Consider the following 16,199-nt stretch of genomic DNA (forward strand, 5'->3'; position numbering starts at 1 on the left):
GGGGTTTTAAGCAGTTTTCTTGCGGGGTTTTATTTTACTGTGTGCCTCGATAAATATTTTTTTGACAGCTGTAGTGTTTAAATGCAATTGCTTTGATATTTGTTCAAAAGAGAATTGCAATTCATAGCGCATGCGGAAAATTTCTACCTGTTCGTCTGTAAGTTCTACTTGTGCAACAATCTTTTTATTTGAGATTGCCTTATTTATTTTTTCATAACTATTTAAAATTGAACGAAGAACTTCAATCGTCTTTTCTACTTTTAAACTCACTTCATAGTCCGATATTCCGCCTAAGTAATAGGCAATACGCTCATAATTGAAGCTGTACTGAAGACTGAGTCTGATGAATAGTTGGTGTTCGAGGTTTAAAAATGGCAGTACTTTGTTGAGTTTATCTAATTGATGCTGCTTTTCATTGTCTAATTTATCAAGATAAACTAAGTCTTCATGAGCGTCATCATCTTCTTCATATCCAGCAAGAAATTCCTGATAATTTTCTATAGAATCTAATTGAAGGAGGCTACGGTGAAAGCGGCTCCGGGGGTTGCTATAAAAAATATGAATAGCCTTTTTAATTTGCATTTTTAGGAAATGCAAAAGATCTTCTTCAGAATGAATATTTTCCCGATATAGCCATAACCTTAAGAAAGCTTCATGAGTAATACTAGTTGCAATACAGGTGTCTTGTGTCGCACGGTTAGAGCGGAGGTAGAAATACGGATAAAACTTCTCATAGAAATAATTTAATCCTGCTTCAATCCCTTTGTTGAGTTGGATAAGTTGTTTTTTAGTGTTTTTTTGACTGTAAAGTTTGTTCATATTTCGTTTTATTTAGTGGGTAAACTTTTGAGACAACTTCGTGCAGTTTCTTTTCTGGCGATTTTAACCATGAAGCTGCCTAAGTTGAAAGATTTATGAATAGAACTTATTGGTATTGACGGTAATCTTGTTTTAGTCGTTTTGCGATTTTCTTAAAAGAATTTGTGAAGACCTTATCATGTTGAAAGCGTTCGTGAAAAGATGTTTTAACTCAAAATTCAATATTGTATAAACGCTCCAAGAAGATATTAATGAATAAACCGGTTCAAATTTAGTGTAATGGCAGACCTTCAATTGTATATCCCTAGCAACATGTAGCTTTATCTTCGTTGAATAATTTAATTCTTGGTAGGTATTTAGTGAGCGACAAGTGTCCTCACCCTACGGCTGTACAAGCAGCCTCGATAAATATTTTAATAGCTGATTCGTATATATAACCTGCTTATAAGCTGATATTCTTACCTCATAATTATAAATAGTGCATGATTGTATATACGTAGTAATTTATTCATTTTGTTAGTCCAGCTTATTGTTTATACATAACCAATAGTCTTGTGTTCAGGAGCTAATGATTGAGTTAACCTCAATATGTGGGTAGAGAAAAGATGTTAATCATTATAAAAAGCGGATGAGTAACCCATAAAGATTGTTAACCCATTATTGTTCTAGCAAGTTACAGTTGATACAGATTGTAAAGCTTGAAAAAAATAAATTGGAAAGTATTTAGTGAGTAGTTTAAACCCTCACCCTACGGCTTTACAAGAAGCCTCATTTTGTCTTTAATATCTATTTTATTATGGAAGTGATTTCGCAGTGCTTCTATAGGGCTGTTTTTATAAAGGTTATTTACAGCTATAGATTTTAAGTCTCCTTATCTTAGTAAGAACCTAATTGTGTACTACTTTTATTTTTTATCTTTAAAATACTTCGTATGCAATAAAAAGAGCAGCTTTCTCCATATTGTAATCCAACTGTAGTAAGAGCTTTTGCATGTAATTTTATAGTCCTTTGCTGTATGTACAATTCAGTTTACAAAGTTGATGAACAAAGGTTATTGCAAGTTTTTTGTAGACCATGTACTTAATGAGCAGCATTTGCTCTCATCTTGCGGTTTCACAAGGAACCTCTTCTCTCGGGCTACTAAAGGAGTGTAGGTCGTGAGCGTAATGTTTACCAAGGTAGATGATGGGTACGTAAACTTATGATATCTGTCTAAATCTATTATTAAATTATAATGTGCCCTTTAAAAGGAATAATAAGAAAAATTAATTTCTAATCTTAATGAACCCTTAGGATAAATAAACATAAACATAGTTGTGTATCACTTAATAATTAGGGACAACAAACAAGACCAAATATGAGAAGATCCCTAACCATCTATTAACCAAGTATGACTTTGGAAAACAGAAATTGGCAACATATTATTAATATCTTTTTTTAATGAAGAAAAAATACAAAGTTGTTTTCAGTGTATTTGGCGAGTGGAACTATCCCTTGCCTTACGGCTTCACAAGAAGCCTCTTTTTTATCAATACCAATAAGTCAAAGAACAAAAACGTGAATATATCGCTGTGCTGATATCACCTTAGAACATTTAATTTTTGAGAATCCTAGGTTTTGATGAATATTTCATATCGATCATAATTGGTTACATATACCATAGGACGAAAGGTAATTTCTCCCTTATATACACAAAAGTAATATTATAAAAGGAATTGCGCAAATTAAATCAGCTTTTTATTTGTATTTATTTTGCGCAAATATTTACTCTATTTGTTACGTGTCAAGAATAAATGAAGATATTATCCTGAATATTGGTCAAAAATTTCGAGAGCGTCGAGATGAATTAGATTTTACGCAAAGGGACGTTGCACATATGACTGACCTTACCATTAATACCATTGCTGCGGTAGAAAAGGGAAAAGGTACGACTATGTATAACTTCTTGCTAATTTGCCGCGCACTGAATATCCAGCCCAGAACATTGTTTGAGAAGAACATGGATCTGACGCCACTATATAAAATCGAACCTGAATCTAAACGACGTATAGAAACAACACAAAAGTTGGATCATTTAGTTTATCACTCGGATTTTTTTAATACACCTAAACGTGTGGCGGAGGTATTGGCAGAATTGAATTTGGATAAAAACGATAGCAATAAATTTTCCGTTTATTTAACGGGATATTGTAAAGAGCATGTGTTAGAATATAGAAAAGAAGGAAATTTTAAGCTATATAAGAAAAAGACGAATAAAATATAGAAAACACACAAAGCTGATACTTCCTGAGTAATTTGGCTGATTGAGGCTCGCGATTAAAAACGGCAGTTTGAGTTCATGTCTATATTTGTTATCGAATTCATATACTTCATTTATGGATTTTCAATTTGATAATGAATGTCTTAAAAAGATTATATTAATATATCTTGTTTTTTCATTTTTATGTTTGATATAAAAAAAATCTAAGTTACATTTGAGTATAGACTTGACTTTGTAGCTCAGCTGGTAGAGCAATTGACTCTTAATCAATGGGTCGAGGGTTCGAGCCCCTCCGAGGTCACCTCCTGTAAAAAAGCCATTTTTCTTTATGAAAAGTGGCTTTTTTATTCTTCGCGACTTTTGATACTTGAGATTGATTCGTTTTTTTTATCCTCAAAATGATTTGTTTTACATTTTTTGCAATTCATATGTAACTTGGACATTTGTGATTGAATCAATCATCCTGTTAAAATCGTTTTTTCGGCTAATTTAAGACCTCTAGTAATCAATTAACTACAAAATTTTGGTGGTTTCATCGATTAAAAGTCATTACTAAATGTTCATTAATCTAAATTTATTAGCCATTTTCGCCCTAAAATTAATACTTACTATATTTTAGGATGATTAAAAAAACCAGAACTACAAAGACCAAATTTTTAAAGAAGGTAGTTTATTTTATTATAACATTTTTGGTTGTATACGCATGTCGTAAAAACCAGATCAGAATAGATCAGAACGCTGTACACTTTACAGCAACGATCGTTGAAGAGAATCAAAATAGAGCAATAGGTACTACATGGCAAAAAGGAGATGAGATCGGTATATTTATGATCGAGTCAGGAATGCCATTATCGACTAGTTCCATTGTCAACGGTACTAATAATCATATTTTTTTTATAAACGGATCAATATTTCAAACTACAGATGAACTTTTCTTACCTGAAAAATCGGTAGATTTTATTGCTTATTATCCTTTTAAAATAATTAGCGATTATCAATATGTACTTGATATAACGGATCAGTCTAATCAGGCGAAAATAGATCTCATGTACGCAAAAAATGCAAAGGCAATCAATAAAGGGAACAATAATATTCCACTTATATTTGAACGTCAATTATCAAAAATATCCATTAAATTAACGGTAGCCAATATAGATGAACACGGGTATGAAGAGATGAAAGTCGTAATGCCGAAACTAAACACGCTTGGCTCCTTTGATCTGGTAACAGGCAAGTTAGCAGTTAAAAAGGACAGCCAGAAAGATATTGAGGGAAAAGTCATAAACAACCATGATGGGACTGCTTTTGTCGAATTCTTCCTTTTTCCAGGAGAAAATATTACTGGAAAAACCATACAGTTTTTAACTTCAGACAACACGAAGTTTACTTGGAAGCTACCAAAAGTAAATAAACTGAAAAGAGCGAATCATTATTCTTTTGATGTAAAAATTGATAACGGTATTTCTGATGGAGGCATTGTCGCAACGCAACCTTACTTAGAAATTCCAGGAATAACGAAGTTGAAAAAGGACGAGGTTTTTATTCAGCACTTTTTACCTGATGATCCGAAACGCCGTAATTACACCATGCTGTACGATAAGGTGAAAAAAATGGCCTATTGGGTTGCCTACCCGTTGCACAGTAGTTATCTCGGTAATGCCAAACGTACCGATGACTGGCAATACGACCCGGCTATAGCAATGGAGTTTCAGCCCACTTTATTTAAAGGTTTTGGTACTTCAGGTTACGATAGAGGGCATCAGTTGCCAAGTGCGGACAGAAATTTTAATAATGCTCAGAATAAGACTACGTTTTACTTTTCAAATATGACCGCACAGGCATCTAAACTGAATCAGGGTGTCTGGGCAAACCTAGAAAATAAAGTGCGGACATGGACGGCACAATGTGATACGCTATATGTGGTAACAGGAGCGATGCCAAATACAAAATCTAACACAGCGATTGAATATATCATCGATAATAAAAACATAGAAATCGCCAGACCCAAGTATTATTTTAAAGCGCTAGCAATGAAAAAGGGAAAGAATTATTATACCATTGCCTATAAGATGGACAATGAAACACCAAGTTCTAACAAGTTTGAAAAGTATCAAATGACAGTAAGCGAATTAGAGAAAGTGACAGGATTTAATTTGTTCCCGGATTTAAATACAACGCAAAAACAAAGTATTGATGCAAACATTTGGAGATAAATCTTACCATTCATTGCATTGTAAAAAACACACAAGACATTGAACAGCACCATATATATTGGTGAGTTGTTTGTTAGAAGATTGCTTTTAAAAGAAATATCAGGGGGACCTAGGCAAAATTAAGCTCAGATTCCCATTCTTTTTTAATGATAAAACCAAACGATTTTAGACATTAATTGTTTTGGAGGTACTGATTAATGGTTATACTTTGTATTTTAGCTAGATGAATATAAAAGGATTTGCTTTCATTCTTATTGGGGTATTGTCCTGTCTAAGTGTGGCAGCGCAAAAGAACCCATTACCGGCACATAACAATTGGATATTTGGACCTTCTATTGGTTATCAATATCAGAGCGGAAGTTTTTTGAAAGCATCTGCCTGGGGGTTATTTGCACCAAATGAGTCGCAGTATATGAAAATTGATGCTGGTGCAAATTTCACTTGGATGGGCGGTAAAACAACCGTAATTCCCGAGGTGGGATTTACTTATTATGTCAATGATTTTGTTCTATTACCTTTTGTCAAAGCCGAATTGACCCCCTATACGGTAACGCCAAAAGTTGGTCTCAGTCTTTTCTCTCTCATTGATCTGGGAGTAGGTTATGGGTTTGATATTAATACCAAGAAAGATTTTAAACAAATTAAAGGAGTGAATTTATCCTTAGGAGTCAATATTCCTTTAAACTTTCATTTATATTAGACTCTATGAGAAGAAGTATTGTTGTTAAATTGATCTGTCTTGTGCTATTTAGCTTCAGTATGCAGGTAAAAGCTCAGGAGATCTTATATGGTCCTACAATTAGTTATCAATATCAAAAAGGAAGTGCTGTAAAAACAGGAGGGTATTTTGCATTTGCTTTTCTCGGTGAAAATATTTTAAAAACAGATGTTACCGCTAATTTTACATGGACACATAATTTTACATGGACACAGAAAAAGTTTGCAGTAATTCCTGAGCTGGCGCTGTCTTTCTATCCTGAATCCTGGGTAGTTGCTCCTTTTGTACGGACAGAATTCACTCCATATACCTTTACACCAAAAGTAGGTGTTACAATGGCCACTCTTTTGGACTTGGATTTTGGATATGGATTTTCAATCGCTGACAAGCAGGATTATCGTCCACTGAAGGGTTTTACGATTTCGCTCAGATTTAATATTCCGCTCAACTACAAACTCAATATGTAGTGTTTTTGTTATTTGAGATAACAACCTATTATTTATAACAGAGTCTATTTCCCGGTAATTTTAAAGTGTAATATTGATAATGAAAGATTTTACCCATTTGCATCAGCCAACAGGTCGACTGATCAGTGATGAAGAAAGGACGTATCTCTTTTTTGGCGGAACTTCCTATCTGGGCTTATTGGTTAATGAGGCTTATATCGATGTATATAAACAAGGAATTTCTATTTATGGACTGAATAACGGAACCTCCCGTAATAATAATATTCAGCTTGGTATTTTTGATATTGCTGAGGAGGCTGCAGCTTTACGATTTGGCTTTGAAGATGCGATGATAGTTTCAAGTGGTTATTTGGCGGCACAATTGGTTGTGAGGGAACTTGCTTTACAAGGAACACTTCTATATGCTCCCAATAGTCATCCAGCATTGTGGTTTGATGTCAATCCAGGAGTGAGTGGTCTTATGGCTTCTTGGCTGGAGGATGTGGTAAAGCATATCAATGCCTCTAAAGAAGATTCTTTCGTAATTGTGAGTAATGCACTGGATAATTTAACACCCCAGCACTACGATTTTAGTCCATTACTAAAAATAGATCCCAATAAAAGGATCGTGCTTTTAGTCGATGACTCGCACGGAATCGGGGTGGTTCGCAAAAATAAAGTTTCTACGGAATTGTCTATGTTTGATAATACAGGAATTGATGTCGTAGTGGTTGCATCTTTGGCAAAAGGAATGGGAACAGATGCGGGTATCATCTTGTCATCCAATAAGTGGATTCAAAGGTTTCGCAAGTCATCTTTTTTTACTGGAGCCTCCCCTGCTTCTCCCGCTTTCATGTACGCTTTTACAAATTCACAGGAAATATATTCGGATGAATTCAATAAACTCCAACAGAATATCAAGCTATTAAGCGATTTAATCGGCAATAACCTAAGTCATATTCCTAATTTTCCTGTTTTCAGCTCCACGAACCCTGAACTTTATCAAAAATTAGTAAAAGAGGGATTTTTGATTTCAAGTTTTCCTTATCCTTTGGAAACAGATCCACCATTAAACAGAATTGTGCTGAGCAGTCTTCATAATGCCGAAGATTTAAAAAAAATAGCACAGGTAATTTGTGATTAAAATTTAAGTCATAGGCTTATCATTTGTTTCACGTGAAATGATAAAAATAAAATTAAAGGTTTGATTTTCAGTAATAAAGTGTATTTTTGTGCTTCTTTGAAAAATGAGTTTAGCGATGCAAAATGGCTAAGCTGTTGTAAATGATCTCTTTTGGAATAATTTTAAAATAAAAAAAATGTTTAAATTATTTCCAAACGTCATTTTAAAGAGATACTTTTGCAACCCCAAAGTATATTTGGTTAAAGGTTGAGAAATAAATAATTACAGTAAAATTGATATGACTAAAGCAGAAATTATTGCAGAAATCTCTAACAAAACAGGCTTAGAGAAGGTAGATGTTCAAGAGACCGTTGAGGCATTCTTCAAAGTGGTTAAAAACGCAATGGTGGGTGGAGAAAATGTATACGTAAGAGGTTTTGGTAGCTTTGTTGTTAAAAAAAGAGCTGAAAAAACTGCTAGAAACATTTCTAAAAACACAGCGATCATCATCCCTGAACATTTCGTTCCTAGTTTCAAACCGGCAAAAGTATTTGTTGAGAAAGTAAAAAACGGCAATAAATAATCTTAAAAACAGATTAAAAATGGCAAAAACCAAACAAATTATAGTAGTAGGCGTGGTTGCAGCATTAGTTGCGGTACTATTGGCACAACCTATCAAAGGTTTGGTGAACGAGAAAGAAGAATCTGCTCAAACGGAGCAATCTTCTTCCGAAATTAATTTGGAAAACATATCGTTAATGACAAAACAAGGATTAGATGCAAATTTAATCAAAGATATTTCCGATATTGAGACCCAAATTGCAAAGGCATCTGGAGAAGAAAAGATTTCTTTACTTCAAAAGTTGGCTGTAAAGTGGGATGATTTGGCGAAGCCAGCTCCGCAAGGATTCATTTATGAAGAAATGGCTAAAATTTCTCCAAAATATGAATACTGGTTGAAAGCGGGTAACTCTTATCGTACTGCTTACACAAATTTACAAGACTCTACTTTAGCTCAGGCTTTAACACAAAATGCAATTCGTTCTTACGAAGCTGCGTTGAAATTAAATACTGCTAGTTTAGAAGCGAAAACAGGATTAGGAGCTGCTATGGTTTCGGGTACTAATAACCCGATGGCAGGAATTGCTTTACTTCGTGAAGTGGTTCAAGCAGATCCAAAAAATGTAGAAGCAAACAAAACTTTGGGATTGTTTTCATTACAATCTCGCCAGTTTGATAAAGCGATTGATCGTTTCAAAACAGTTATTGAATTGAAACCAGATGCGGAATCTTACTTTTATTTAGCCACAGGCTATGAAAATATTGGGATGAAAAGTGAGGCGGTTGCTGCTTTTAAACAAAGTAAACAACTAGCTGCTGACCCTTCCCTTTCACAATTTATCGATCGCAAGATCGCTGAGTTGAGTAAGTAATTAATTTAGTTTATAATCATTTAAAAAAAATTAGCTATGCCAAGCGGAAAAAAAAGAAAAAGACACAAAATGGCTACTCACAAACGTAAAAAACGTTTAAGAAAAAATAGACACAAGAAAAAATAGTCTTTCTTGTATAAGACTCCAATAGGTTGTTGAGACATGAAAATAACGCAATAATCGCATTGAAGTTTGATGATCTACACGTAATTTATTACGTGTAGATTGTTTTTTTTTATAAAAAAACGTTCTTTAAGGTTTAATCAGATACAACAAAGTTAGCAGGGTATGCTAATTTGTATCGTAAATATGTAGCTGTTGGTAAAGGAATTAATTATCGATTCTACTCCTGAAAAAGGAGTTACTATTGCTTTGCTACAGGATAAGCAGCTTGTTGAACTAAATAGGGAAACGGTTAACAATAATTTTTCAGTTGGAGATATTTATCTTGGGCGAATCAAAAAAATTATGCCGGGATTAAATGCAGCATTTGTAGACGTGGGATACGAAAAAGATGCTTTTCTCCACTATTTGGACTTAGGTCCTCAGGTTCAATCTTTGCTAAAACTTACTCGAATAGTAAAGAATGGCAGTTATCAAGAGAAACTGCTAAATAGTTTAAAACTTGAAAAGGACATCGATAAGGCCGGTAAGATATCTGATATCTTAAGCAAAAATATGCTTTTACCAGTTCAAATCGCAAAAGAACCAATATCAACAAAAGGACCTCGATTGAGCTCCGATCTATCTATTGCAGGTAGATTTGTCGTACTGGTACCTTTTTCAAGCGCGGTTTCCATATCCAAACGAATCAAAGGAAGTAATGAGCGGACACGTCTCAAGAAGATTGTCGAAGGAATAAAACCTCCTAATTTTGGAGTTATTATCCGAACGGTGTCTGAAGGTAAAGGCGTAGACGAACTACAAAAGGATTTATTGGATCTAATCTCTAAGTGGGAAATATTTACCAAGCGACTTCGGACAGCAGAACCTCCTCAAAAAGTATTGGGTGAAATGGATAGAGCTTCTACCATCTTACGCGATTTATTAACAGATGAATTTACACATATTCATGTAAATGATCCTGTGATATATGAAGAGACAAAATCTTATGTCCAAGATATCTCTCCTGATCTAGAAAAAATTGTAAAACTTTATAAACATAAAGAACCAATTTTTGACCATTTTGGGGTTGAGAAACAAATCAAAGCTGCTTTTGGAAAAACTGTTACATTACAAGGTGGTGCTTATCTCGTAATCGAGCATACTGAAGCACTTCACGTCGTTGATGTTAATAGTGGTAATCGTTCTGCTAATAAAGAGAACCAAGAGGATAATGCGCTCCTGGTTAATATGGAAGCAGCAAAAGAAATTGCGCGTCAATTGCGCTTAAGAGATATGGGCGGGATCGTTGTTGTCGATTTTATCGATATGCATAAACCTACTCATCGCAAAGAGCTGTACAGCTTCTTGAAAGAATGTATGGCCACGGATCGTGCGAGACACACAATCTTGCCTCCAAGTAAATTTGGATTAGTGCAGATTACGCGTCAACGTGTTAGACCAGAAATGAATATCGTTACAAATGAGAAATGTCCCGCTTGTGATGGTACTGGTGAGATCCGGTCAAGTATTGTCCTGATGGATGATATTGAAAATAATTTAAGTTTTATTCTTCAAGAACAAAATGAAAAAGGAATATCACTATGTGTACATCCTTATATAGCCGCTTTTATTAAATCTGGCTTTATTTCAAAAAGAATAAAATGGTTTTTGAAGTTTCAAAAATGGATCAAAGTTGTTCCGGTTACTTCATATTATTTAACGGAATTCCATTTCTTTAATGCTAAAGACGAGGAAATCAAGTTATAATCGAAAGAAATTAAAAAGGGTTGATCCATCTGGTCAACCCTTTTTCTGTTTATAAACTCTGATACTTTTAATCCAACCAATTGATGACAATGCCATCTTTTTCCATCTTACGGAAATAAGTCATCTGCCTTTTTGCATAGCGATGAATTTCTGTTTCCAATTTTTTATAGAACTCTTCGTAGTTTAATTCGCCTAATAGGTATTTAGATATATATTTATATTCCAGACCATAATATTGCAGTTCTGTATGACTAACACCAGATTCCAATAATGCCTGTACCTCCAAAATAAGTCCTGCCTCTATTCTTTGATCCAGTCTTTTGGAGATCTTTTTTCTTCTTGTTGATACATCAGGATTTAAGCCTATTACAAAGGAATCTAAACTTTCATTACTAAGTATCATTTCTGGATTATTCTTAAGCCATTCTAAAATTTCTATCCCGCGAATGATTCTCTTTTTAGTGGATAAATCAATAAATAGATCATTGGGTTTGTTATACTTGGCTAATCTATCGATAAGTTCATCCTTTTCAAATTGATATAGAGCCTCTTTAAAACCAGGTTGGCTAGGAATTTTAACATATTTACTGCCTTGAATAACACTTTGAATGTAGAGCCCAGTGCCCCCGGAAAGTATGATACGTTTTTTTTGTAGCAATAGGGATTGATAGATTTGTTGGAAATCTTCTATAAATTGTCCTAGATGATATTTTTCTCCTGGATCACAGATGTTGATGAGATGATAAGGAACATCGCCGTATTCGGATAGATCTTTACCAGTACCTATATCCATTTGACGATAGACCTGGCGGGAATCTGCACTGATAATTTCGGCCCCGATTTCTTTTGCTATTTGGACTGCTAGAGCTGTTTTCCCAGAAGCTGTAGGGCCTAAAATAACGATGACTTTCTCCCTTGGCAAAGATGAGATTGCCAAAGAAGAAAGTAATGTTTGTTGTTTAGTTATCACACAACAAATTTAGTCCATTTTTCAGAACCATTGTTGTTGTTGACAACATTTTCTATAAAAGCCATGCCGCGTACACCTTCGTGTACTTGAGGGAAATCCAACATTTCTGCCGTTGGTGTCTTACCTTCTAATTTCGCAGATACAGTTTGAGCAAAATTGCGGTAAATATTACCAAATGACTCTAATAGACCTTCTGGATGCCCAGATGGGATACGCGTATTGTGTGTTGCAAATGAACTTAACTGATTTGGAGCATTGTACGCATTTCCGGTACGGAATACTTGACGAGGTTCGCCTAACATTTTGATTGTTAAGTTATTCGGATCTTCGTTAGCCCATTCTAACCCGCCATTTTCACCATAAATACGAATGCGTAAAGCATTCTCTTCTCCGGCTGCTACTTGTGAAGCCCAAAGCATTCCTTTTGCTCCTTCTTCAAAACGCAATAAAACAGAACCGTCATCATCTAGATGTCTTCCCTCAACGAAAGTCGTTAAGTCTGCACATAATTCTGTAATTTTTAATCCTGTGATATATTCTGCTAGGTGAGCTGCGTGTACGCCGATATCGCCCATCGCTAAAGATTTTCCAGATTTAGTAGGATCAGCACGCCACGCCGCACCGGCATTTCCTTCACGCTCAGTCAATTTACTCAACCATCCCTGAGGATATTCGACAACAACTTTACGGATTTTACCAAAGTGACCAGCTTTAACCATTGCTTTCGCTTGTTTTACCATCGGATAACCGGAGTAAGTATGTGTTAAGCAAAGTGTTTTATTCGTGCTTTTTATTATTTCTTCTAAAGATTTTGCTTCTTCTAATGTTAAGGTCATCGGTTTTTCAATGACAACATTGAAACCATTTTCCAAAGCCATTTTTGCAGGAGGATAATGCATGAAATTGGGCGTAACAATCGTTAAGAAATCCATGCGCTCTCCTTCGGGAAGCTGGCTTTCTTTTAAAATCATTTCCTCATAATTTGCATAGCAACGATTTTCTGGAATGAATAGATCTTCAGCAGACTGTTTGTTGATTTCAGGATTGATGCTGAATGAACCACATACAAGTTCGATTTTACCATCCATATTTGCCGCGATACGGTGTACAGCTCCGATGAAAGCATCGTTGCCCCCTCCGACCATACCCATTCGTAGTTTTCTCTTCATGTGATATATTTTATTATTTACTGTTTAGATTAATCGACAAGATACAAAAAATGATTTTATTTTATAGATAGAATCAGTTTAAGACTGCCCAAGTTTTCTTTTAAGTAGCCATCAGGAAATTCTTTTTGTAGGTTCTTATATTGATCTTCATCTCTAATGAGCACTCTTGATATTCCATTTACCCAAAATTTAAGGGGTTCGAGTTCTGATTTTTTGACAAAACCAATTTTTTCTAATGAAGAATCTTGATTCCAATCCTTATCCGTATAGGTCATAATATCCTGGGGGTTGAAATCGTTGATAAATGCTTTAAGCAATTTGCTGATTCCCCCTACTACATTATAACCAAGTTTATTGCAAAATCTAATTAGTTCAAATGACCGATAGTTTTCAATATTTAATTCAGGCATTTTTCTTCCTCCGCTAAATACGGCAAGAGAAACTAGTTCACCCTCTAAAAATAGACCATACCGATATTTTCCTGGCATTGCCCCCTGCAAGTGGTTTTCTTCCAAGAATGCGATTGTATTTTTTTTATCGACACGAGCTACAACGGTATTTCTAGCGTAAGCTTTTTTCTGATGTAAGGCGATTGCCAGTATTCTTTTTAGAATGATAGCATATTTGCTAAATAATATATCTTCATCAATATGTACGATTTTTTGATTTTCTTCTGAAACCCGCTTCGTGATATTAGATCCGTAAAGGTGAATTTTAAAAGGAAGCTCCTCCCCCGTTATTACTGTAAATACGGGGGATTTTTCGGAGACTAAAATCTCTGAATTGAAGCTCTTTCGTAATGCATTACAAAAGCGTTCTACTATTTGATGGTATGAATCTGTCATTTTCGAATAACAAAAATATGATTTATTAGAAACAAACTGTGGTTTTCGATTGAATTTTAATACGTATCTTTGTCCTTCAAAAAAAAATAAAGTATGAAACTTCCAATTGTGGCTTACGGAGACCCAGTTTTGCGTAAGGTAGCAGATGAAATAGATGAGGATTATCCAAACTTGAAACAACTTATTGCAGATATGTTTGAAACGATGTATGCAGCAAGTGGTGTTGGGTTAGCAGCCCCCCAAGTTGGTTTGCCAATTCGTCTTTTTGTAATCGACGCAACTCCTTTTGCTGAAGATATTGAAGAAGAAAAAGAAGTGTTGACAGCTTTCAAGAAAGTTTTCATTAATCCGATCATGGTTGAAGAGTCTGGTGAGAAATGGGCCTTTAATGAAGGATGCTTAAGTATTCCTGATATTAATGAGGATGTTTTGAGGAACCCGAATATTAAGATTAATTATCTGGATGAAAACTTTGAGGAGCACGAAATTGATTTATCCGGTTTAGCAGCGCGTGTTGTACAACATGAATATGATCATATCGAAGGGAAATTGTTTACTGATAAATTGTCTACACTGAAAAAAACAATGTTGAAAGGAAAACTGGATACAATTTCTAAAGGGATGATCCGTGTTGGATATAAAATGAAATTTCCATTTCAAAAGAAAAAGCGTTAGTTATAATTAACGCTTTTCTAATTATTTCTCCACCTTATCCACCCACTATCGGAAGGGAGAATTTATATTTTACGGCTAAGATCCGAACTGTAAAGATCAACAATGCACTTAAAAAAGCATTTATGCCCTCGGAAAGTCCAAAATAAGGTAAGGTTACGTAAAGTATAGCTCCTGATAAACAAGCTGTTGCGTAAATTTCTTTTCTGAAAATTAGTGGCGTTTCATTCATAAGGGTGTCCCGGATGACCCCTCCCATTACAGCCGAAAACATGCCTAGAATTACAGCCGCAATTGTAGAGCTTTCATAGGTAATGGATTTCTGTAAGCCAACAATAGTAAAGAAAGCGATCCCCATGGCATCAAAAAGTGTTAAAGTTCGGGAGAATCTATCTAATTTGTCGTTAAGGACTGCTGATAGAAAAGCCCCGATTAGTATAGCAATTAAATAATTCCCATCGTCAACCCAAATGGGACGAAGGTTTAGAAAAACATCCCGGAGTGAACCGCCCCCTATTGCTGTAACAAATCCTGTAAAAGTTGCACCAAAAATATCAATTTTTCTCCGATTAGCTGCCATGGCTCCTGAAATGGCAAAAAGCATTGTGCCCATTAAATCAGTATAGTATATATAATCAGGTCCTGTCATTTATGCTTATTCTATTGGTTTGGCGCTTAGTTGTATAGGTTGATTCGTATTTAATATACTTTTTTATCGTTTTATGATCCTGATTTAAAAAATGATTTTCCGATCACTTAATCTAATGTTTCGTCTATTCCAGCAGTAAATATAGTTTTTTATTTTACATCACGATAATGCTTAGCGCTAGTTCTGATCAATTTGTCTACAGCATGGTAAGAATCAATATCTTCTTTTTTGGAAGTTTGGAGATACCGACTATTACATAATCTGACTTTTATAATATAGTTCATAGATTTTATTTTTAAAATCTATGAAAGAAAAAATTACGTATTTGATGCAAATTGATTTTCGATTAGCTGTTTGAGCGTGATTATAAAGCAGCTCTTTAAACCAATTGAATCTGGAGAAACCTACTATTATTGTTGTTAGCAGGGTGATACCATGTTATAAGCAACTGGGTACCTGGTTCGAATATAATAGAGGTATAACAGAGGGATAAGAGGGGGTTTATAGGGGGTTAGTAGAGGTAAAGCTCTATTAACCCCCTATAAAATCTCAGTAATCTCTCTATAAATCCCAGTTTAAGTAATAATCAGTTCCCTTTCAGTTCCCGAGCAGGTTATAATATGCCTTATTCCGGAGTATCTTTACGGGGATAGCTGGCTATTGCAAAACAGCAGCACTTCTCAGGATCCCTTTTGTAGTATATACTATATACTATATAGTATAAAGTAAAGATGTCGGCCCTGCGGAAAGCATGAGGAGACATGGATCACCTTATCAGTAATAGTAATAGTAATAGTAATAGTGTCGATGATGCCGCTGTACTGAAAAAGATATAATTTCCATTTGGCTATTCCCTAAAAGCATACTGCATCCATGAAAGACGGTTCAGGACGAACAGTTCCCCCGCTACCCCTTTTTATAGTTTAAAGCCAGGATTGTCCGTTTCTCAGCCCCGAGAACAGATCATAGGTAAATTTATCGGTCAGGTTATAAGCTGTTTACCGTTTCGA

At 35.0% G+C, this 16,199-nt stretch carries 15 protein-coding genes and 1 tRNA gene; 10 read left to right on the forward strand and 6 right to left on the reverse strand.

Translation table 11 applies throughout. The features are described from left to right. Positions 1–6: 6 nt before the first annotated feature. Entirely contained in the window at positions 7–819 is an 813-nt protein-coding gene (locus WH188_RS22905) for a hypothetical protein (RefSeq protein ID WP_132771780.1), read from the reverse strand. Between the two features lie 1,780 nt (positions 820–2,599). On the opposite strand from WH188_RS22905, the gene WH188_RS22910 reads away from it, so the two are divergent. The 9 genes from WH188_RS22910 (at position 2,600) to WH188_RS22950 (ending at position 10,884) form a co-directional block, all read left to right on the forward strand. After that, entirely contained in the window at positions 2,600–3,082 is a 483-nt protein-coding gene (locus WH188_RS22910; protein WP_165902487.1) for a helix-turn-helix domain-containing protein, read from the forward strand. 225 nt (positions 3,083–3,307) lie between these two features. Next, positions 3,308–3,380, forward strand: a tRNA-Lys gene (locus WH188_RS22915). A gap of 319 nt (positions 3,381–3,699) precedes the next feature. Further along, the gene (locus tag WH188_RS22920; RefSeq protein WP_132771782.1) at positions 3,700–5,292 is read left to right on the forward strand and encodes a DNA/RNA non-specific endonuclease; all 1,593 of its coding nucleotides are present in this window, start codon (positions 3,700–3,702) and stop codon (positions 5,290–5,292) included. A 223-nt stretch (positions 5,293–5,515) separates the two neighbouring features. Beyond that, the gene (locus WH188_RS22925) at positions 5,516–5,992 is read left to right on the forward strand and encodes a hypothetical protein (protein ID WP_021189244.1); all 477 of its coding nucleotides are present in this window, start codon (positions 5,516–5,518) and stop codon (positions 5,990–5,992) included. Between the two features lie 5 nt (positions 5,993–5,997). Continuing rightward, on the forward strand, positions 5,998–6,477 hold the full coding sequence (locus tag WH188_RS22930) for a hypothetical protein (protein ID WP_168128015.1): 480 nt from the start codon (positions 5,998–6,000) through the stop codon (positions 6,475–6,477). A gap of 79 nt (positions 6,478–6,556) precedes the next feature. After that, positions 6,557–7,600, forward strand: coding sequence for an aminotransferase class I/II-fold pyridoxal phosphate-dependent enzyme (locus tag WH188_RS22935; protein ID WP_021189242.1), 1,044 nt, complete (start codon positions 6,557–6,559; stop codon positions 7,598–7,600). 277 nt (positions 7,601–7,877) lie between these two features. Beyond that, positions 7,878–8,162 (forward strand): HU family DNA-binding protein, encoded by a 285-nt coding sequence (locus tag WH188_RS22940; RefSeq protein ID WP_021189241.1) that lies wholly within the window; start codon positions 7,878–7,880, stop codon positions 8,160–8,162. 19 nt (positions 8,163–8,181) lie between these two features. Next, on the forward strand, positions 8,182–9,012 hold the full coding sequence (locus WH188_RS22945; protein WP_021189240.1) for a tetratricopeptide repeat protein: 831 nt from the start codon (positions 8,182–8,184) through the stop codon (positions 9,010–9,012). A 318-nt stretch (positions 9,013–9,330) separates the two neighbouring features. Next, a complete protein-coding gene (locus WH188_RS22950) occupies positions 9,331–10,884 on the forward strand; it encodes an Rne/Rng family ribonuclease (RefSeq protein ID WP_021189239.1) in 1,554 nt (517 codons plus the stop codon). Between the two features lie 67 nt (positions 10,885–10,951). On the opposite strand, the gene miaA is transcribed toward WH188_RS22950, so the two are convergent. The 3 genes from miaA to WH188_RS22965 are packed head-to-tail and all read right to left on the reverse strand — an operon-like array spanning position 10,952 to position 13,868. Continuing rightward, the gene (miaA, locus tag WH188_RS22955) at positions 10,952–11,854 is read right to left on the reverse strand and encodes a tRNA (adenosine(37)-N6)-dimethylallyltransferase MiaA (protein WP_317166851.1); all 903 of its coding nucleotides are present in this window, start codon (positions 11,852–11,854) and stop codon (positions 10,952–10,954) included. Further along, entirely contained in the window at positions 11,851–13,023 is a 1,173-nt protein-coding gene (locus WH188_RS22960) for a Gfo/Idh/MocA family protein (protein ID WP_132771787.1), read from the reverse strand. The genes miaA and WH188_RS22960 overlap by 4 nt, the downstream gene beginning before the upstream one ends. Positions 13,024–13,079: 56 nt before the next feature. Continuing rightward, complete coding sequence (locus WH188_RS22965; RefSeq protein WP_132771788.1) at positions 13,080–13,868, reverse strand: hypothetical protein; 789 nt, start codon at positions 13,866–13,868, stop codon at positions 13,080–13,082. 93 nt (positions 13,869–13,961) lie between these two features. Between WH188_RS22965 and def the strand changes: the two genes are divergently transcribed. After that, entirely contained in the window at positions 13,962–14,543 is a 582-nt protein-coding gene (def, locus tag WH188_RS22970) for a peptide deformylase (RefSeq protein WP_132771789.1), read from the forward strand. 34 nt (positions 14,544–14,577) lie between these two features. Here def and WH188_RS22975 read toward each other — a convergent pair whose 3' ends face one another. Both WH188_RS22975 and WH188_RS22980 read right to left on the reverse strand, forming a co-directional pair. Further along, the gene (locus WH188_RS22975) at positions 14,578–15,189 is read right to left on the reverse strand and encodes a trimeric intracellular cation channel family protein (protein ID WP_168128016.1); all 612 of its coding nucleotides are present in this window, start codon (positions 15,187–15,189) and stop codon (positions 14,578–14,580) included. Positions 15,190–15,338: 149 nt separating this feature from the next. Further along, positions 15,339–15,473 (reverse strand): hypothetical protein, encoded by a 135-nt coding sequence (locus WH188_RS22980; protein WP_259194733.1) that lies wholly within the window; start codon positions 15,471–15,473, stop codon positions 15,339–15,341. Between the last annotated feature and the right edge of the window lie 726 nt (positions 15,474–16,199).

The organism is Sphingobacterium sp. MYb388, from assembly GCF_037479535.1.
Lineage (GTDB): Bacteria > Bacteroidota > Bacteroidia > Sphingobacteriales > Sphingobacteriaceae > Sphingobacterium > Sphingobacterium anhuiense.